At 70.8% G+C, this 17,490-nt stretch carries 16 protein-coding genes and 3 pseudogenes; 10 read left to right on the forward strand and 9 right to left on the reverse strand.

Annotated features, from left to right (window positions below; genetic code table 11):
* Positions 1–42 precede the first annotated feature (42 nt).
* The 3 genes from ACIQ6R_RS19040 to ACIQ6R_RS19050 are packed head-to-tail and all read left to right on the forward strand — an operon-like array spanning position 43 to position 2,088.
* On the forward strand, positions 43–531 hold the full coding sequence (locus ACIQ6R_RS19040; protein ID WP_404222544.1) for a DUF2771 domain-containing protein: 489 nt from the start codon (positions 43–45) through the stop codon (positions 529–531).
* 11 nt (positions 532–542) lie between these two features.
* Positions 543–1,250 (forward strand): futalosine hydrolase, encoded by a 708-nt coding sequence (locus ACIQ6R_RS19045; RefSeq protein ID WP_404222545.1) that lies wholly within the window; start codon positions 543–545, stop codon positions 1,248–1,250.
* Positions 1,240–2,088: a 1,4-dihydroxy-6-naphthoate synthase gene (locus ACIQ6R_RS19050; protein ID WP_404222546.1), complete on the forward strand. Its 849-nt coding sequence runs from the start codon at positions 1,240–1,242 to the stop codon at positions 2,086–2,088. The genes ACIQ6R_RS19045 and ACIQ6R_RS19050 overlap by 11 nt, the downstream gene beginning before the upstream one ends.
* 99 nt (positions 2,089–2,187) lie before the next feature.
* On the opposite strand, the gene ACIQ6R_RS19055 is transcribed toward ACIQ6R_RS19050, so the two are convergent.
* Positions 2,188–2,949: an RNA-guided endonuclease InsQ/TnpB family protein gene (locus tag ACIQ6R_RS19055; RefSeq protein WP_404176086.1), complete on the reverse strand. Its 762-nt coding sequence runs from the start codon at positions 2,947–2,949 to the stop codon at positions 2,188–2,190.
* 17 nt (positions 2,950–2,966) lie between these two features.
* Between ACIQ6R_RS19055 and ACIQ6R_RS19060 the strand changes: the two are divergent.
* Positions 2,967–3,071 (forward strand): annotated as a pseudogene (locus ACIQ6R_RS19060) (transposase); the annotation flags it as partial.
* A gap of 108 nt (positions 3,072–3,179) precedes the next feature.
* Here the strand turns inward: ACIQ6R_RS19060 and ACIQ6R_RS19065 are convergent.
* The 4 genes and pseudogenes from ACIQ6R_RS19065 to ACIQ6R_RS19080 all read right to left on the reverse strand — a co-directional run bounded on the left by ACIQ6R_RS19065 (position 3,180) and on the right by ACIQ6R_RS19080 (position 6,668).
* Positions 3,180–3,563 (reverse strand): cold-shock protein, encoded by a 384-nt coding sequence (locus ACIQ6R_RS19065; RefSeq protein ID WP_053132946.1) that lies wholly within the window; start codon positions 3,561–3,563, stop codon positions 3,180–3,182.
* Between the two features lie 159 nt (positions 3,564–3,722).
* Positions 3,723–3,955 (reverse strand): annotated as a pseudogene (locus tag ACIQ6R_RS19070) (helix-turn-helix domain-containing protein); the annotation flags it as partial.
* Positions 3,956–3,985: 30 nt separating this feature from the next.
* A pseudogene (locus ACIQ6R_RS19075) lies at positions 3,986–4,712 on the reverse strand (XRE family transcriptional regulator).
* Between the two features lie 297 nt (positions 4,713–5,009).
* A complete protein-coding gene (locus tag ACIQ6R_RS19080) occupies positions 5,010–6,668 on the reverse strand; it encodes a recombinase family protein (RefSeq protein WP_404176089.1) in 1,659 nt (552 codons plus the stop codon).
* A gap of 234 nt (positions 6,669–6,902) precedes the next feature.
* Between ACIQ6R_RS19080 and ACIQ6R_RS19085 the strand changes: the two genes are divergently transcribed.
* The gene (locus tag ACIQ6R_RS19085; protein WP_404176091.1) at positions 6,903–7,181 is read left to right on the forward strand and encodes a hypothetical protein; all 279 of its coding nucleotides are present in this window, start codon (positions 6,903–6,905) and stop codon (positions 7,179–7,181) included.
* Here ACIQ6R_RS19085 and ACIQ6R_RS19090 read toward each other — a convergent pair.
* Complete coding sequence (locus ACIQ6R_RS19090) at positions 7,130–7,792, reverse strand: HAD family hydrolase (protein WP_404222548.1); 663 nt, start codon at positions 7,790–7,792, stop codon at positions 7,130–7,132. The genes ACIQ6R_RS19085 and ACIQ6R_RS19090 overlap by 52 nt on opposite strands.
* Positions 7,793–7,822: 30 nt before the next feature.
* On the reverse strand, positions 7,823–8,869 hold the full coding sequence (locus tag ACIQ6R_RS19095) for a hypothetical protein (RefSeq protein WP_404222549.1): 1,047 nt from the start codon (positions 8,867–8,869) through the stop codon (positions 7,823–7,825).
* A gap of 131 nt (positions 8,870–9,000) precedes the next feature.
* On the opposite strand from ACIQ6R_RS19095, the gene ACIQ6R_RS19100 reads away from it, so the two are divergent.
* The 3 genes from ACIQ6R_RS19100 (at position 9,001) to ACIQ6R_RS19110 (ending at position 13,985) form a co-directional block, all read left to right on the forward strand.
* The gene (locus ACIQ6R_RS19100) at positions 9,001–11,577 is read left to right on the forward strand and encodes a helicase-associated domain-containing protein (protein ID WP_404222550.1); all 2,577 of its coding nucleotides are present in this window, start codon (positions 9,001–9,003) and stop codon (positions 11,575–11,577) included.
* Positions 11,578–12,044: 467 nt separating this feature from the next.
* On the forward strand, positions 12,045–12,257 hold the full coding sequence (locus ACIQ6R_RS19105) for a hypothetical protein (protein WP_404176103.1): 213 nt from the start codon (positions 12,045–12,047) through the stop codon (positions 12,255–12,257).
* 84 nt (positions 12,258–12,341) lie between these two features.
* Positions 12,342–13,985 carry a DNA repair helicase XPB gene (locus ACIQ6R_RS19110; protein ID WP_404176106.1) on the forward strand — a complete coding sequence of 548 codons (1,644 nt, stop codon included), beginning with the start codon at positions 12,342–12,344 and terminating at the stop codon, positions 13,983–13,985.
* A 13-nt stretch (positions 13,986–13,998) separates the two neighbouring features.
* On the opposite strand, the gene ACIQ6R_RS19115 is transcribed toward ACIQ6R_RS19110, so the two are convergent.
* Both ACIQ6R_RS19115 and ACIQ6R_RS19120 read right to left on the reverse strand, forming a co-directional pair.
* The gene (locus tag ACIQ6R_RS19115; RefSeq protein WP_404222551.1) at positions 13,999–14,391 is read right to left on the reverse strand and encodes a hypothetical protein; all 393 of its coding nucleotides are present in this window, start codon (positions 14,389–14,391) and stop codon (positions 13,999–14,001) included.
* A 98-nt stretch (positions 14,392–14,489) separates the two neighbouring features.
* Complete coding sequence (locus ACIQ6R_RS19120; protein ID WP_375917620.1) at positions 14,490–14,675, reverse strand: hypothetical protein; 186 nt, start codon at positions 14,673–14,675, stop codon at positions 14,490–14,492.
* Between the two features lie 276 nt (positions 14,676–14,951).
* Between ACIQ6R_RS19120 and ACIQ6R_RS19125 the strand changes: the two genes are divergently transcribed.
* Positions 14,952–17,054 carry a HelD family protein gene (locus tag ACIQ6R_RS19125; RefSeq protein WP_404222552.1) on the forward strand — a complete coding sequence of 701 codons (2,103 nt, stop codon included), beginning with the start codon at positions 14,952–14,954 and terminating at the stop codon, positions 17,052–17,054.
* 23 nt (positions 17,055–17,077) lie between these two features.
* Positions 17,078–17,488 (forward strand): hypothetical protein, encoded by a 411-nt coding sequence (locus tag ACIQ6R_RS19130; protein ID WP_404222553.1) that lies wholly within the window; start codon positions 17,078–17,080, stop codon positions 17,486–17,488.
* The last annotated feature ends 2 nt before the right edge of the window (positions 17,489–17,490 follow it).

The following is a 17,490-nucleotide window of genomic DNA, read 5'->3' on the forward strand; positions in this document are numbered from 1 at the left end:
CCAGGTGGGGGACGGGCCGGAGGCGCCGTATAGCCTTCGCCCATGACCACGTTGCAATCCTCTGTGCGACGCCGCCGCGCCGTCGCCGCCGCAGGCGCCGTATCCGCTGGACTGCTCCTGCTGTCCGCCTGCGACCAGCCGACGCCCATGGCGACGGTCACGGTCGGCAGTGACTCGGTCAGCTCCGAGGCCACCTGTGGCGGTGAGGGCAAGGTCCTGAAGGCCGCCGACATCCAGAAGTGCCTCCAGAAGGACGACGTCGAGTCGATCACGGTCAACCCCGACGACACGGTGCGCTTCGGTGTGGACCCCGAGGTCGCCGACGAGCGGTGGACGATCCTGATGAACGGTCAGCAGCTGACCGACGACACGGACAACACGTACCGCACGGTCCCGGGCAGCGTGTTCTTCAACGCCCAGTACGGCGCGCAGGGCGACTCGACGCTCGTCACCATCAAGGCCGGCGACGGCAAGGACGACAGCGAGGAGGCCACCGGTCTGTGGTCCTTCAAGCTGAAGAAGGACGACTGACCACGTCCTCCGTGCGCGTCCTCGTGGCCACCGCGGTCCCCGTCGAACGGGACGCGGTGGCTCGGGCGTTCCCGGAGCGGGGCACCGAGGTGTCCCGCCCCGGCGTGACCCTCCACCGGCTCCCGGGCGGCTTGGATCTGCTGGCCGCCGGTGTCGGCCCCGCCCTGGCCGCCGCCTCCACCGCCGCCGCCCTGACCGCCGCGGCCCTCGACGGCGCCCCCTACGGGCTGGTCGTCTCGGCCGGCATCGGCGGCGGTTTCGTGCCGGACGCGCCCGTCGGCTCACTCGTGGTCGCCGACGAGATCACCGCGGCCGACCTGGGCGCCGAGACGGCCGACGGCTTCCTGCCGGTCACCGACCTCGGTTTCGGCACCGTCACCCACCGGCCGCCCGCCGGCCTCGTCGCCGCCGTCGCCGCCGCGACCGGGGCCCGCCCGGGCACCGTCCTGACCGGGTCCACCGTCACCGGCACCGCGGAACGCGCCGCGCTGCTGCGCGCCCGCCATCCGCGCGCGCTGGCCGAGGCCATGGAGGGCTTCGGCGTCGCCGAGGCCGCCACCGCGCACGGGGTGCCGGTGCTGGAGCTGCGCGCGGTCTCCAATCCGGTGGGCCCGCGCGACCGCGCCGCCTGGCGCATCGGCGACGCGCTCGGGGCCCTGTCGGACGCCTTCGGGAAGCTCGCACCCGTCCTCACGAGTTGGAACCCACATGACGACTGAGCCCTTGCAGACCGCGTACTCGCCCTGCCCCAACGACACCTTCGTCTTCGACGCCCTGGCCCACGGCCGGGTCCCCGGCGCCCCCGCCCTCGACGTGACGTTCGCGGACATCGACATCACCAACGGCATGGCCGAACGCGGCGAGTTCGACGTCCTGAAGGTGTCGTACGCCGTGCTGCCGTACGTCCTCGGCGAGTACGCCCTGCTGCCCTGCGGTGGCGCGCTGGGCCGGGGCTGCGGGCCGCTGGTGCTGACCCGGGAGGCGGACGCGGACCTGAGGGGCCGTACGGTCGCGGTGCCCAGCGAGACCTCGACGGCGTACCTGCTGTTCCGGCTGTGGGCGGCGGACAGCGTGCCCGGCGGGGTCGGCGAGATCGTCGTCATGCCGTTCCACGAGATCATGCCGGCCGTGCGGGACGGGAAGGTCGACGCGGGTCTCGTGATCCACGAAGCGCGCTTCACGTACCGGGACTACGGCCTGCACAAGCTCGCCGACATGGGCGAGCACTGGGAGCACACCACCGGGCTGCCGATCCCGCTCGGCGCGATCATCGCCAAGCGGTCGCTGGGCGCGGAGACGCTGACCCGCCTCGCCGACTCGGTCGTCGCGTCCGTACGCGCGGCCTGGGACGACCCGGAGGTGTCCCGGCCGTACGTCATGGAGCACGCGCAGGAGATGGACCCGGGCGTCGCCGACCAGCACATCGGGCTGTACGTCAACGAGTTCACGGCCGACCTCGGCGAGGACGGCTACGCGGCGATCCGGGGCCTGCTGACCCGCGCGGCGGCCGAGGGACTGGTACCGGCCCTCGGCCCGGACGCGCTGGCGTTTCCTTGACGTGCTTTCTGGCCTATAGGCCAGGGATTCCGGCCTGGGTCGTCTGACCCTTCCGGGGGCTTCCTGCTTCACCGCGCTGTGCGGGCACGGGTGCCCGTCTTAAGGTGCGGCCGTGCAGAGCCGCCTTGTACTCCAGCATGCCGACGAACGCGGACCATCCCGCGTCGTGCACGGACTTGGCGAGCCGGGTGCGTCCGAGACCGGACACCACGAGGTCTTCCACGTACACCGCTTGGTTGTCGCGAATGATCTGTGTGGATGCCTTGTGGTGGAGGTCCCGGCGCCGGTCTCCAGCTCGGGGAGGATGTCCGGCTCGGTGTCCACGACGAAGCTGAGGAAGTACCGGCCGCAGCTGTCCTTGGTGACGGTCAGGGAAGTCGGGGCTGCCGGAAGCCTGCGAGACCACTTGACCTTGAGGCTGCCGACCTTGGCCACGTACACCGTGCCGTCGCTCTGGAGGCAGAAGGCGTTGGTGTCGAGGCGGATCGACTGCCGGGTGTCCTTCTTCGACTTGTAGCGGGGCGGGCCGACCTTGCGGCCCTGCCGCTTGCCCTTGAGGCTGTCGAAGAAGTTCTTGTAGGCGGTGTCCAGGTCCCGCAGGGACTGTTGCAGGACGGACGACCGCCGACACATCGGCGAGCCAGGCACGTTCCTCTGTGCGTTGGCCTGGGTGATGCGAAGCCGGGACAGCTCGGCCGACTTCACATACGGCAGCCCCGCCGCGTGCGCTTCCTTCCGGTCGCGCAGGCAGTCGTTCCACACCACGCGGGCGCACCCGAACGCACTGGCCAGCGCACGGCGCTGTGCGGCGTCCGGGTAGGCCCGGTAGGTGTAGCGGAGCTGCATAACCAAGATCCTCATACCATTGGTCTCATGGATGGTCAGAACGCCTGTGGTCGCCCTCATACTTCTCCGCATCGTGCGGCGGAGCACCGTTGGCGATCGTCCGCCAGTACATCGAGCAGCAAAAACGTCCGCTCTGACGTGCGCGTCAGAGCGGTCTTGAGATGCATTCATCCCCGGCGTGAACGCCGGGGCTTTCTGCAAGAGTCCCGGTAAGGCGTGACGAGGTAGGACGTGCGGCGCGCGGGTCAGACGTCCAGCTGGTCGGCGACCGCGCGGAGCAGGCCGGCGATCTTCTTGCCGGCGGTCTTCTCGGGGTAGCGGCCCCGCTCCAGCATCGGGGTGATGTTCTCCAGGAGGGTGGTCAGGTCCTGGACGATGGAGGCCAGTTCGTCGGGCTTCTTGCGCTGCGCTGCCGCGACCGACGGGGCCGGGTCCAGCAGGGTGAGGGACAGTGCCTGGTCGCCGCGCTGCCCGGCGACGACGCCGAACTCCACGCGCTGGCCCGGCTTCAGTGCCTCGACTCCGGCGGGGAGGACCGAGGAATGGACGAAGACGTCACCGCCGTCGTCGCGGGAGAGAAAGCCGAAGCCCTTCTCACTGTTGAACCACTTGACCTTGCCAGTCGGCAAAGCACACGCTCCCTCGATCGCTCCCGGACTGGCCGGACACCCTTGTTCTGCCGTTGAGACAGCCTACCGGGGGTCTCTCCACCGGGACACGCCTTAAAACGACACTGAGCCCCTACCAGTGAAGGCAGAGGCTCAAAGTGGTGCAGGAAGCGTGAGGGGCTACCCAATGTGCCGGTAGAGCGTCGCGCGGGAGACTCCAAGAGCCTTGGCAATGGCAGTGATGCTCTCCCCCTTGGCCTTACGAGCCTTGGCCACAGTCAGCACGTCCCAGTGATGACGGTAGGACGGCCACCGGTACGCCCCTGAGCCTTGGCCGCATCCAGACCAGCATGAGTGCGCTCTACGATCATGTCTCGCTCAAGCTCAGCAAAGGCAACCATCATGGTGAAGAAGACAGGGGCTCTCTAGGTCGTGCCGGCTCTTCAGGCTTCCGGCTGGATGTTCCACCCCTCAAGTGCGGCCCTATTGGTGCTGGCGTCTTTGAACTCAAGGGTCCAGGGTCCCGTGTTGACGTCGAACTCCTTGCCGAACCCGAGCCACTTCCCGACCATCCGCCTACCGGTCGGCTCGATGAGCATCTGTACGGCACCGTGATACCGAGCCCCGGCGTAATAGCCATCGGTTGCCGTCTCCTCCACCCACGTACCGGTGACCACGTTCCCGTCAAGGGTCGGATCCATGGTGAGAGGGGAGTTCGGATTCAAGGAGGCATCCGGCAGAGAGCGCACCGTGAGCTTGTTCCCGCGCTGGAGAAGAACGACGTAGTGAAGCCCCGTGAACGTCTCATCCCGTCCGGAAGAGAAGAACTCGTACCGGCTGAGCCAGATGCCCGAGTAGTTCCCGTTCGGGGTCCTGGTGGCCGTCTGAGCCGTTGGTGCGGTGGACGTGGGAGCCGTTGCCGACGACGGCTCCACGTCGTGTCCCCCGTGGCCGTCCTCAGAGACACGGGCAAGAGGTACCGGGGAGGCGAACCCCAGAGCCTCAAGGGGGAGCCCTGTGACCCTCTCAAGGGCTCGGGCATAGACCGGGCGGGGAGCTTGTCGTCGTACCGCCCTCCCATCGCTGTACGAGCCTCTAGGAGGCGTCGTTGGGCTCTCCTGCTGACTGTCCGGCGTCACGGATAGCTCGGGCAAAGTCGCCTTGGCTCATGAGCATCCCCATACGGACCGCCCTGAGCTTGGCGTTAGGTACCGGCCGGACCGGAGTTTCTCATGCCGAGCCGTCCGGTAATTCACTGCCTGCCGGTATCGCGTATACCCAGAAGCTATTAGGGTGTCTTCCGGCTAGTGCCCATCCCCTGGGAAGCCCTAGGCACTCGAAAGACCGGGCCACCCCCAATTGTTATTCAACCGTTAAAGGTAGGGGGTCCGAATTCATAAACAAATAAGGAAGAGAATAAGGCCGGCCCTGCTATTCAGCGGAACCTTACCCCCATACCCCTTCCCTTTACATTGCTCCGAGTTCTTCCAGGAATGAGGGGACGGGCTTCAATTCCAGACCGGGAAATTTCCTTAGTTCGGGATCAGTCCAGTGCGCCGGTACGTTCTGGTTGATCAAGAGCCTGTCCATTCCCTCTTCCTTATTCAGGCGCAGCTCTTGTGCCATGGTCTGGATATCCCCTAGGTCAATTACCATTCCCAGGTCATTCGGCATATCTCCTTTCTTCCAAGCCCAGACCTTTACGTCGTAGGTGCGGAGGAATTCCCTACGGTCTTCCTGATCTTTGACTGCCCAGACTTCCCCGTACTTCTTTCCCATGGGCTTGAGAGCCGGGTTAGCCCTTTCCTCTTCCTGCTTGGCCAGGAGAGCAACCTTTGCCGACAGACTCTTATGCATACGGCGGTAGGACTCTTCCTGTCCCTCTCCGTCGTATTCCCCCGCCAGGAAGTCAGTTTCCAGCTTTTCCAGGCGCACCTTTGCCGACTGGAGTTCCCTTGCCTGAGAGGGCCCCGTACCGGCTCGCTCGTACATGTCCCACGTACCTACGCTGTCACGGATTGCCTGGTCAACCGCAGCATCGAGAGCGTCAGCACGGATGTACAAGCCGTCCGTACACGCTCCGCCCTTGAACTTATTGGAGCAGCGGTAATACCTGTTTCCTGGAATTCGCTCCCCGTCTTTCCTGGTGTGCCCTGAATTCAGAAGAGAAGTAACCGGCGCTCCACAGTTACCGCAGCGCGCAATACTGGAAAGGAGACTCTTTGCGCTGACTCGGGTTCCACCTGTGTAGGCATTGGGAGCCGGTTTAATTCTGTCGACCAGGTCTGTCCATTCTTCCATGGAAGCCAAAGGCTTCTCTGGAAGAATCACCGGCTCTCCCTGGTCATCCAGAACAGCCTCGCCCTTATAGGCGTAGATACCAGGAACCCAAGAGGAGCGGATGAACTTATTGATGATGGTGGACTGCCATTGAGTTCCCTTGGTTTCCTCCCCCTTCAATTTCCGGAGGTGGTCTCCCCATGTGAGTACGCCACGGCCATTGAAGTCTCGGGCAATCCTGTGTGTGGACTGTCCCTCACGGACGCGAGTGAAGATCTCTTCCACGTAGGGGTGGAAGTCCTGGTCAATCTCCAGAACCTTCCTCTTGCCACCCTCTACGGCTTTGATCCGGTAGCCGGTAGGCGGAGCACCAACGAGCCATGAACGGTTCTCCAGGCGGCTCTGTACGCCGTTCAGGATGCGTGCCTGGATCGTGTCCCACTCAGCCTCAGCGAATACGGCTGTCATGCGCGCCATCATCTTGCCTTGGGGAGTCGAGAGGTCGAACCCCTCTTCTACGCAGACGATGAACTTCCCGTTTTCCTGCGCCCACTCCAAGAGTTCGTTGAAGTGCATCGAGCGACGGGTAAGCCTGTCCATCCTGGCCGCAATGATCACGTCGAACTCATCGGCTCGGGACGTCAGCCACTTACCGAGTCTCGGACGCTTGAACGGGGAGATGGAGCCTGAGACGTCCGTGTCCTCTGCCTCCCCCACCAGGACGCCGGACAGGAGCGGAGAGCTGACGTGGTGTCGGATCACGCCACGCTGCCACTCGATGGAGGTGGAGCCGTCCGAGTCGGCAGAGAGACGGAGACAGGCGAGGTAGCGCAGACCAGGTGTCATAGCAGGAGCGTAGCGCTCTCTGTGTGCCTAGGTAACCGGCTTGACCTTGCCGGTAGGCACGTCTGTCCTCGTCCTCGTCCTCGTCCTCGTACTCGTCGGAAAACTGCTCGGAAACGGCTTCTGATAGCACTTGGGCGGGTCGTCCTGACCCGCCGGTACCAAGGCTAATGGTCTATGGGCCGGTGACAAGACGTCCCCCGGTCGTTCCCCAGGCCTGGGAACTACCCTGGTCGGGTGCGTGACAAAACCCAAACGAATTCCGCCGCTCCCGGTGACCGACTGATCCGTGCCGGTGCGATCGTCTTCTTCGTCGGTACCGTGGCCACTCTGGTCACGGTGGCCCCGCTGTTTCTGGGGACGACGCCCTTTCCCACCTACATGTTCGGATTGAGCATGCTGATGGGAGTGGGCTTCCTGATCGCCGGTGCGGGGGTCTTCCGGTCGATCGCGGCGGGCCGGCGTCAGGCGCGTGCCGCGTCGAGCCCTTCGGCGTCGCCCTCGCCCTCGCGGTAGCCCGCGAGCCATTCCGGGAACTCCGTCAGATCGGCGAGGACGACGTCCGCGCCGGCCGCGCGCAGTTCCTCGGCGCTGCACGGCCCGCTGGCCACGGCCACGGAGTGGGCGCCGGCGGTGCGGGCGCCGCGTACGTCGCCGAGGTGGTCGCCGACGTACACGTCCGCGCCGTGCTCGCGCAGCGCCACGGCCTTCTGCTCGGCCCACAGGTCGCCGATCACCGCGTCCGGCTCCATGCCGAGGTGCGCGAGGTGCAGTGCGGCGTTCGGCTCGTACTTGGCGGTGACGACGATCGCCCGTCCGCCCGCCTCGCGTACGGCGGCGATGGCCTCCCGCGCGCCGGGCAGCGCGGGCGTGGCGGCGACGGCGTACGTCGGGTACATCTCCCGGTACAGATCGGCGGTGGCGGCGATCGCCTCGGCCGGGAACCAGTGGGCCAGCTCCTCCTCCAGCGGCGGCCCGAGCCGCGTGACGGCCAGGTCGGCGTCGACGTACGTCCCCGTCCGCTCGGTCAGCGCCAGGTAGCAGGCGCGGATGCCGGGGCGGGAGTCGATCAGCGTCATGTCGAGATCGAAGCCGACGGTGAGCGCGGGACGGGTCGTGGAGGCCATGGGGCCCATTGTGCCGGGCGGGCCGGCGGGTCAGCCCCGGGGGCGGCGGGAGCGCCAGAGGAGGTACAGGGCCGTGGCGACGGCGGCGGTGCGCAGGACCCAGGGCCAGGTCTCGGTGACGGCGTCGTTCATGTGGCCCTCGGCGATCGGATCGCCCCAGCGGCCCTCCGTGCGGCCCCACAGCCAGACGACGCCGGCGGCGGCGACCGTACCGGGCAGGCCCAGTACCGCCCACTTCGACTGGGCCGGGGTGAGGCGGCGGGAGAGGTAGGCGATCAGCCAGCCCAGGCCCAGCGGGACGAGGCTGCCGAGGACGGCGCCGGCGATCAGCAGGGCGGAGGCGAGCAGCAGCAGCGGGTTGTTCCAGCCGCCCTCGGGCCACAGGCGGGGCAGGCGGCGGCGCGGGGCCCCGCCCGGCGCCCCGGCGACCGGCTCCGCGGCCTCCACCACCGCCCCGGCGGCCGGCTTCTCGGCGGCCGCGTCCGCCTTCGCCGCGCCGTCCTTCTTCCCGGCCCCGTCCGTCTCGTCCTTGTCCCGCGGCGGGGGCTTGAGGAGTTCCGGGATCTCCACGCCGCCGACGAACCCCGGCACGCTGTCGACGCCGCCTCCGAACGGGCCGTTGTCCACCCGCCACCAGTCCGGCTGTGCGCCGCCGCCGTCTCCCAGCTCGTGTGCGCTCGCCATGTGCGGCGGCGAGGGAGCGGGTGCGGGTGCGGGCCGGGGCGCGTCCGGGCGGGGGCCCGGTACGGCGCGCCGCAGGCCCTTGAGCCGCTCCGCCTTCCGCGGCCGGCCCTCCCGCTGTTCGGGGACGGCGGTGGGCGGCGGCACCGACGGCTGCGGGGCACCGCTCGTGCCGCCCGCCGCGTCGACGATGTCGGCCGGGCTGCCGAGCCGGTCCAGGATGCGGCGGACGGCGGCGGGACTGTCCACGGTCGTCCTGGCGCGGTGCCGGTCGATCTCGTCGCGCAGCTCGGAGACCAGCCGCATGCGGGTGGCCGACGGCAGCTGCCGTTGCTGGGCCACGTCGCCGACACGGCTCAGGTACTCGTAGACGACCTGGTCGCTCTCGATCCCCACGGAGCCCTCCGGGGCGGTGTGTTGTGGTACGCCGTCGGACGAAGGTACCGAATCCTCCCGGGTGCGGCGGACCCGCACCGCGCGACCGCACGCGCACCCCGCCGTCGCGCCCACCCGCTAACGTGGGCCGGATGAGCACCGAGGAGAAGTCCGCGGCCCCCCGGTCCCTCGCGGAGGCGCTCCGCGTCAGGGACGACGTCTCGCTGGCCGCCCTCCTGCGCAGCCGTCCCGACCTCATCACCCCCGTGCCCACGGACCTGACGCAGCTCGCCACCCGGGCGGGCACCCGCGCCTCGGTCGTACGGGCGCTGGAGCGGCTGGACCGGTTCGCGCTGCAGACGGCGGAGGCGCTGGCGGTGGCGGCGGATCCGGCGCCGTACGACGAGCTGCTCCGGCTCATGGCCGGTGACGAGCGGGACCCCGTCATCACGGCGGCCCTGCCCCGGGCCGTGGCCCTCCTGCGCGAACAGGCCCTGGTCTGGGGTGCCGACGACCGGCTGCGGCTGGTGCGCACCGCCCGTGAGCTGCTCGCGCCCTCCCCCCAGCACCCCTCCCCGACGGGGCTCGGTCCCTCCGTGCGGGAGGCGACGGCGGGGATGTCGCCGGGCCGGATCCAGGAGATCCTGGCCGCTGTCGGCCTGCCCTCGACCCACGACTCCGTCTCCGCCGTGTCCGCGCTCGGTGCGCTGTTCGCCGACCGGCCGCGGATGGCGAGGCTCCTCGCCGGTCTGCCCGAGGAGTCCCGCGAGGTGCTGGCCCGGCTGGTGTGGGGCCCGCCGTACGGCCAGGTCACCCACGATCCGGCGGCTCATCTGCGCCGGCTGCTGGACACCGGCCTGCTGCTGCCGACCGCGCCCGGCACGGTCGTCCTGCCCCGCGAGGTCGCCCTGCACCTGCGCGCGGGCCGGGCGCACCGCACGCCCGAGCCGGTGCCGCCGCCGGTGGAGGCCGCCGCCGCGCACCGTCCACAGGTTGTGGGCGCCACCGCGGCCGGGCAGGCCCTGTCGGCGCTGGCGACCGTCGAGGAGCTGCTGAAGGAGTGGGACGAGGGCGGCCCGACGGTGCTGCGGGCCGGCGGGCTGAGCGTGCGCGACCTGAAGCGGACGGCCGTCGCGCTGGACGTGCCGGAGCCGGTGGCCGCGTTCTGGGTGGAGCTGGCCTACGCGGCGGGGCTGGTCGCCTCCGACGGTGAGGCCGACGAGCGGTACGCGGCGACCCCGGCGTACGACGAGTGGCGGGAGCTGCCCACGGCGGAGCGCTGGGCGCGGCTCGCCGGGACGTGGCTGACGGCCACCCGCACGCCGGGGGTGGTCGGCGGCCGGGACGCGAAGGACCGTACGCTCTCGGCGCTGGGCCCCAACCTGGACCGCTCGGCGGCGCCGGAGGTGCGGCACCGGGTGCTGGCCCTGCTGGCGGGGCTGCCCGAGGGGGCCTCGCCCACCGAGGAGTCGGTGCTGGCCCGGCTGCGCTGGGAGCGGCCGCTGCGCGGGCCCCGGCGGGACGGGCTGGACGGGCGGGACGACGACCTGCGTACCCGGCTGGCGCGCTGGACGCTGTCCGAGGCCGAGCTGCTGGGCGTCACCGGGCGCGGTGCGCTGGCGGCGCCGGGGCGGGCGCTGATCGGGGCGCCCGAGCCGCCGCACCCGGCCGAGGCGCCCGTGGCGGCCGGGGGTCCCGGTGACAAGCTCCCCGTCCACCACCACCGCACCCCGCCCGTGCCCGCGCCCGCGACCCCCGCCGAGCGGGCCGCCGCCACCGCCCGGGCCGCCGTGCTGCTCGCCCCGCTGTTCCCCGAACCGCTGGACCACGTCCTGCTCCAGGCCGACCTGACGGCGGTGGCGCCGGGGCCGCTGGAGCGTGAGCTGGCCGACGTGCTCGGGGTGCTCGCGGACGTGGAGTCCAAGGGCGGCGCGACCGTCTACCGGTTCACGCCGGGGTCGGTGCGCCGCGCGCTGGACGCCGGGCAGACCGCCGCCGACCTGCACGCCTTCCTCGCCCGGCACTCCCGCACGCCGGTGCCGCAGCCGCTCACGTACCTGATCGACGACGTGGCCCGGCGGCACGGGCGGCTGCGGGTGGGCGCGGCCTCGGCGTACGTGCGCTGCGACGACGACGCGACGCTGGACGAGATCCTCGCCGACAAGCGGGCCGCCGGCCTCGGCCTGCGCCGCCTCGCGCCGACCGTGCTGGCCGCGCAGACCGACCCGGCGGCGCTGCTGGAGGGGCTGCGCGCGATGGGGTTCGCGCCGGCCGCGGAGTCCGCCGCGGGCGATGTGCTGATCGCCCGTGCCGACGCCCACCGCACGCCGCCGCGGGCGGCGCCGGAGCCGGTCCCGGACGGTCCGCCGGCGCCCGACGACACGCTCCTGGCGGCGGCGGTCCGCGCCGTCCGGGCCGGCGACCTGGCCGCCACGACCCCGCGCAAGCCGGGCCCCGGGAGCGAGGCGGGCGACGCTTCGGCGGCGGGCGAGCTGCCCCGTACCGCCGCCGCCGAGACCCTCGCCACCATGCAGGCGGCCGTCATGACGGGCGAGGCGCTGTGGATCGGCTACGTGAACGCCGAGGGCTCCGCCAGCCAGCGCGTCATCGCCCCGATCCGGGTCGAGGGCGGCTTCGTGACGGCGTACGACCACACGGCGGACGAGGTGCGCACGTATCCGCTGCACCGCATCACCGGCGTGGCCGAGCTCGCCGAGGACGCGACGTGAGGTGACGGGCCCCTCCCCCACCTTCGACGCGCCCCTCTTTCGGGGGTACGGGCCGGATCATGCACGCCACGCCGGGTGATTAGCACCTGCGAGGGAGCTTTTTTCATAATCCGCATCGATTTTTCGTCGGTCGGGCAGCCACCGGGTGTCCTGCACACCGAACCGGAAGGAATCACCTGATGCGTGCCGTTCGTCGAGTCGCCACTGTCCTGACCTCTACCGCCGCGCTGATCGCGGCGTTCGCCGCCGAGGCCGCCGCGGTCGGCATCGACCTCGGTGGGGGCGTGACCCTCTGACCGGTCAGTGACCGGTCAGCGACCGGTCTCCGGCCGCGCTCCGAGCACCCTCTGAACGCCACGTCGCACGTCCCCTGACGGCGGGCCGGGTCTCAGCCCCCCGGGCCCGGCCCGCCTTCCCCCTCCCCTCCCCTCCCCGTCCTCGGCCCTCGGCCTTTCGAAAGGCACGTCATGCGCTCCAAGCTCACCGATCCGGACGGCGCCGCCCGTTCCGCCGTCGCCGTCTCCGTCGCCGCCCTGATCACCGCCGCCGCGCTCTTCGGCGCGCTCGCCCCCGAGGCCACCGCGCTGCCGCTGCCCCTGCCGGCCACCGGCGTCGAGTCCCTGGTCACGGAGGGGGTCACGGTCGAGGGACCGCTGATCAACAACCTCACTCTCCGGTAGCCCCGCTCCGCGATCAGGCACACTGGACGTTTGGCCGATCCGTCCAGTCGCTGTCGGCCGTACGCGCGCGAAAGGGTGCCGCCCGTGAATGGTCCGCTCATCGTCCAGTCCGACAAGACCCTGCTCCTCGAAGTCGACCACGAGCAGGCCGGCGACTGCCGTCGGGCCATCGCGCCGTTCGCCGAACTGGAGCGGGCACCGGAGCACATCCACACCTACCGGGTGACCCCGCTGGGCCTGTGGAACGCGCGGGCGGCGGGCCACGACGCCGAGCAGGTCGTGGACGCGCTCGTCGAGTACAGCCGCTACCCCGTGCCGCACGCGCTGCTCGTCGACATCGCCGAGACGATGGACCGCTACGGCCGCCTCACCCTCTCCAAGCACCCGGCGCACGGGCTGGTCCTGACGACCACCGACCGGCCGGTGCTGGAGGAGGTCCTGAAGTCGAAGCGCATCGCGCCGCTGGTCGGGGCCCGTATCGACCCCGACACGGTGGCCGTGCACCCCTCCGAGCGCGGGCAGATCAAGCAGACGCTGCTGAAGCTGGGCTGGCCCGCCGAGGACCTCGCCGGGTACGTCGACGGCGAGGCGCACGCCATCGAGCTGGCCGAGGACGGGTGGGCGCTGCGGCCGTACCAGAAGCAGGCGGTGGAGAACTTCTGGCACGGCGGCAGCGGCGTCGTCGTCCTCCCCTGCGGCGCCGGCAAGACGCTGGTCGGGGCGGGTGCGATGGCGCAGGCCAAGTCGACGACGCTGATCCTGGTCACCAACACCGTCTCCGCCCGGCAGTGGAAGCACGAGCTGATCAAGCGGACCAGCCTGACCGAGGACGAGATCGGCGAGTACAGCGGGACGAAGAAGGAGATCCGGCCCGTCACCATCGCCACCTACCAGGTGCTGACGACGAAGCGGAAGGGCGTCTACCCGCACCTGGAGCTGTTCGACTCCCGGGACTGGGGCCTGGTCGTCTACGACGAGGTGCACCTGCTGCCGGCGCCGGTCTTCAAGTTCACCGCCGACCTCCAGGCGCGGCGGCGGCTCGGCCTGACGGCGACGCTCGTCCGGGAGGACGGCCGCGAGTCGGACGTGTTCTCCCTCATCGGCCCGAAGCGTTTCGACGCGCCGTGGAAGGAGATCGAGGCGCAGGGCTACATCGCGCCCGCCGACTGCGTGGAGGTCCGGGTCAACCTCACCGACTCCGAGCGGCTCGCGTACGCCACCGCCGAGACGGAGGAGAAGTACCGCTTCTGCGCGACGACGGCGACCAAGCGGAAGGTGACCGAGGCGATCGTGCGGCGCTTCGCCGGGCAGCAGATCCTCGTCATCGGCCAGTACATCGACCAGCTCGACGAACTGGGCGAGCACCTGGGCGCGCCGGTCATCAAGGGCGAGACGTCCAACGCCCAGCGGGAGAAGCTCTTCGAGTCCTTCCGCCAGGGCGAGATCAGCGTCCTCGTCGTCTCCAAGGTCGCGAACTTCTCCATCGACCTGCCGGAGGCGACCGTCGCCGTCCAGGTGTCGGGCACGTTCGGGTCCCGGCAGGAGGAGGCGCAGCGCCTCGGCCGGGTGCTGCGCCCGAAGGCCGACGGCCACCAGGCGCACTTCTACTCGGTCGTCGCCCGCGACACCCTCGACCAGGACTTCGCCGCCCACCGCCAGCGCTTCCTGGCGGAGCAGGGCTACGCGTACCGGATCATGGACGCGGACGAGCTGCTGGCGGAGAGCTGAGCGGACGGCCGGTTCACGGCGCGGGGAGGGTGAACACCAGCAGCAGCACGAAGACCGGCGGCAGCAGCGAGGCGGCGGCCAGCCAGGCGCGGGTGGCCGACCAGCGGCGGGTCCAGGGGAGCACCCAGGCGGCGAGCCAGGCTCCGAAGGCGAGGAAGCCGCCGAAGAACAGGGTGCCGTAGATCAGGGTGAGCGCGTTCGTCAGCGACTGCGGGCACTCGGTGCCGCAGCCGTCGGTCGCCATGACCGACATCAGGCCGAGAAGTCCCGCCGTCGGCCCCAGCACGCTCAGGAGCACGGTGGCGACGGTCGGCGCGATCCAGGCCAGCGGGTCGCGGTGGTCCCGCGGGGCCGGGTACGGCGGCGGGGACGGCGGGGGCCACGCCGCGAAGTGCTGTGGGCTCATGCGGCCAGTCAAGCCGCGCGGCCGGGCCCCGCGCACCGGCGTAGGTACTCAGACCGGTACGCGTCGGTACTCAGTCGGCGCGGCGGGGGACGCGGGCGTCAGCGGCGCCGGACGCCCGCCTCCTCGCCGTACTCGCCGAGCACGACCACGTCGAAGGCGGCGCCCGCGAACACCCTGACGACACGCAGGGCGTCGCCGAGCCGGTGCCGGTGGCTGCCGGCCACGGGCGTGGCACCGGACGCGCGGCCCGGTGCCGGGGCGGGGGAGATGGTTGCTGCGCTCATGTCTCCATGGTGCGACCGCGGCCCCCGGACCGGCATCGGTCCATGGACCGAACCCCCTCCCCCGCCCCGTACGCCTCCGGGTGGACCCGTCCCCTCAGCCCGGAGGGCGCCGACCCCTAGGGGTCGGAAAACCCGTTGGCCCGCGCCGTGCCCGCTCCCCTAGACTCTCCGCTCTTGCCCGCCTCCCCACGGAGTGCCGCCGTCCGGTCGGAAACCGGTCGGCCCACCGCGCGCAGCCAGCGCCCACCACACCGCAGGTCACCCGGAGGCACCCCCTTGTCCACGCCCGTCCACGACGACCCCCTGTCCAAAGAGCGCTCCCATCTGGCCGCCTCCCGTTCCGCCCTGCGCACCATGCGGGAGGACGTCGAGTCGCTCGACATCACCGACGTCACCGCGAACTGGGTCAACGCCGCCGTCCTGGAGAGCCAGATCGAGCAGCGCGTCAAGGCCCTGGCCGACCTCAGCGAGACGCCGCTGTTCTTCGGCCGCCTCGACTACCTGCACGCTCCGGGCGCGGAGCAGGCGGAGGGCGGGGAGGGGGAGCGCCCGCAGCCGGAGGCTGCTTATCAGACACTGCATGTGGGGCGGCGGCACGTGCACGACGCGGACGGCGATCCGATGGTGATCGACTGGCGGGCACCGGTCTCGCAGCCCTTCTACCGCGCGTCGAAGAAGGACCCGCTGGGCATCTCGCTGCGCCGCCGCTTCGGTTACACCGGCGGGGACCTCACGGCCTACGAGGACGAGCACCTGTCCGACCCGGCCGAGGCGGCGGTCACCAGCAAGCTGCTCCAGCAGGAGATCGAGCGGCCCCGCGTCGGCCCGATGCGCGACATCGTGGCGACCATCCAGCCGGAGCAGGACGAGATCGTGCGCGCCGGGCTGAGCGGTTCGGTCTGTGTGCAGGGCGGCCCCGGCACCGGTAAGACCGCCGTCGGCCTGCACCGGGTCGCCTACCTCCTGTATGCCCACCGCGAGCGCCTCGCCCGCACCGGCACCCTGGTCATCGGGCCGAACAAGTCCTTCCTGCACTACATCGAGCAAGTGCTCCCGGCCCTCGGTGAGCTGACGGTCCGCCAGGCAACCGTCGACGACCTGGTGGCGCACGTCGAGGTGCGCGGCGCGGACGAGGCGGCGACGGCGGTGATCAAGGGCGACGCGCGGATGGCGGAGGTGCTGCGCAGGGCCCTCTACTCGCACGTCACCCTGCCCACCGAGGAGGTCGTCGTCGTGCGCGGCTCGCGCCGGTGGCGGGTGGCCGCGTACGAGGTGGAGGAGATCGTCCGCGAGCTGCTCGCCCGCGACATCCGCTACGGCGCCGCCCGCGAGGCCCTCCCCCAGCGCATCGCGCACGCCGTGCTGGTGCGGATGGAGCGGGCCGGTGAGGCGCCGGACGACCGGGTGCAGAACGCGGTCGCGCGCGACGCCGCCGTGAAGGCGCTGGTGAAGACCGTCTGGCCGCAGGTCGACCCCGCGAAGCTCGTCCTGCGCCTGCTCTCCGACGCGGACTTCCTCGCCGAGCACGCCGAGGGCGTCCTCACCGAGGACGAGCGGAAGGCGCTGCTGTGGGCGAGGCCGGCCCGCTCGGTGAAGTCGGCCAGGTGGTCACCGGCCGACGCCGTGCTGATCGACGAGGCCATGGATCTGATCGAGCGCACCCACTCCCTCGGGCACGTGGTCCTCGACGAGGCACAGGACCTCTCCCCGATGCAGTACCGCGCGGTGGGCCGGCGCTGCACCACCGGCTCGGCGACCGTCCTCGGCGACCTGGCCCAGGGCACCACGCCGTGGGCGACCCGGAGCTGGGAGGAGGCGCTGGGGCACCTGGGCAAGGGCGAGGCGGTGGTCGAGGAGCTGACGGCCGGTTTCCGCGTGCCGACGGACGTCATCGCCTACGCGTCCCGGCTGCTGCCGGACATCGCGCCGGGCCTGACGCCGGTGGCGTCGATCCGTGAGAACCCGGGCTTCTTCGACGTCCGTGAGACGGCCGAGGGGGCGGCGGACGTCGTGGCCGCCTGCCGCGAGCTGCTGGAGCGGGAGGGCTCGGTCGGCCTGATCGCCGCCGACGCGCGGGTGCCGGAGCTGGCCGACGCCCTCGGGGCGGCGGGGATCGGCTTCATCGGCCCGGGCGAGGAGACGACCCACGCCACCCGCCTGACCCTGGTCCCGGCCTCCCTGGCCAAGGGCCTGGAGTACGACTACGTGGTCCTGGACGAACCGCGGGCCGTGGTCGACGGCGAACCGGACGAACGGACGGGACTGCGCCGACTGTACGTGGCACTGACCCGCGCGGTCTCGGGCCTGATCGTGACGCACTGGGGTCCATTGCCCCGCCAGCTTGCTACGCTTGACATGTCGTCCATGTCGGACAAGTAAGCACGTCTTACGGGGGGTTGACGGTGGAGACACTCGCACTGGCGGCGGGCACGGCGCTGATCGCCGCGATGGCGACCGACGGCTGGAACACGGTGCGCTCGGGAGCGGTGGCGCTGTGGCGGAAGGTGCATCCCGAGCGGGTACCGGCGATCGAGGCGGACCTGGCGGCCGCCCGCACCGAGCTGATGGCCGCCCCGCACTCCGAAACCACCGAGGCGGAGCTGGTCGCCGAGTGGCGGCGCAGGCTGGCGCGGCTGCTGAACGAGGAGCCTGGACTCGCCGACGAGCTTCAGAAGCTGCTGGACGAGCGGTGGCGTCCTCTGCTGTCCGAGAACGACCGGGTCCGCGTGCAGCGCATCACGATGACCGCCGACGTCCGCGACGAGGGCCGGGCCTACCAGGCGGCCCGGGACCAGCACTTCCACCGGGACTGACG

The organism is Streptomyces sp. NPDC096048 (assembly GCF_044763415.1).
Lineage (GTDB): Bacteria > Actinomycetota > Actinomycetes > Streptomycetales > Streptomycetaceae > Streptomyces.